Origin of the sequence: Streptomyces lanatus (genome assembly GCF_014655715.1) — a bacterium.
GTDB classification, from domain to species: domain Bacteria; phylum Actinomycetota; class Actinomycetes; order Streptomycetales; family Streptomycetaceae; genus Streptomyces; species Streptomyces lanatus.
Map to the genome: position 1 here is coordinate 1 of NZ_BNBM01000048.1, position 692 is coordinate 692.

General features: G+C 72.7%; 1 protein-coding gene. It reads left to right on the top strand.

Translation table 11 applies throughout. The features are described 5' to 3' along the window. Nucleotides 1-692: ATP-binding protein (locus tag IE325_RS45855; protein ID WP_308437731.1), on the top strand; the 692-nt coding region annotated here is incomplete at both ends.

Below are 692 nucleotides of genomic sequence, written 5' to 3' on the forward strand. Positions count from 1 at the left end.
TGCCGGGACGCGGGGATCGCGAGCGTGGCCGTCTACGCGGACCCGGACCGGGACGCTCTGCATGTCCGCGCCGCGGATGAGGCGTTCGCCCTGGGCGGTGACACCCCGGCGACGAGCTACCTGGACATCGACAAGGTCCTGAACGCGGCCCGCGAGTCGGGGGCCGACGCCATCCATCCCGGCTACGGCTTCCTCTCCGAGAACGCCGACTTCGCCCAGGCCGTCCTGGACGCGGGCCTGATCTGGATCGGCCCGCCCCCGCAGGCCATCCGCGACCTCGGCGACAAGGTCGCCGCCCGCCACATCGCCCAACGCGCCGGCGCCCCCCTCGTGGCGGGCACCCCGGACCCGGTCTCGGGTGCGGACGAGGTCGTCGCGTTCGCGGAGGAGCACGGTCTGCCGATCGCCATCAAGGCCGCGTTCGGCGGCGGCGGGCGCGGTCTGAAGGTGGCCCGGACGCTGGAAGAGGTCCCCGAGCTCTACGAGTCCGCCGTCCGCGAGGCCGTCGCCGCCTTCGGGCGCGGGGAGTGCTTCGTCGAGCGGTATCTGGACAAGCCGCGGCATGTGGAGACGCAGTGCCTGGCCGACACCCACGGCAATGTCGTGGTCGTCTCGACCCGTGACTGCTCGTTGCAGCGGCGCCACCAGAAGCTGGTGGAGGAGGCTCCCGCGCCGTTCCTGTCGGATGCTCA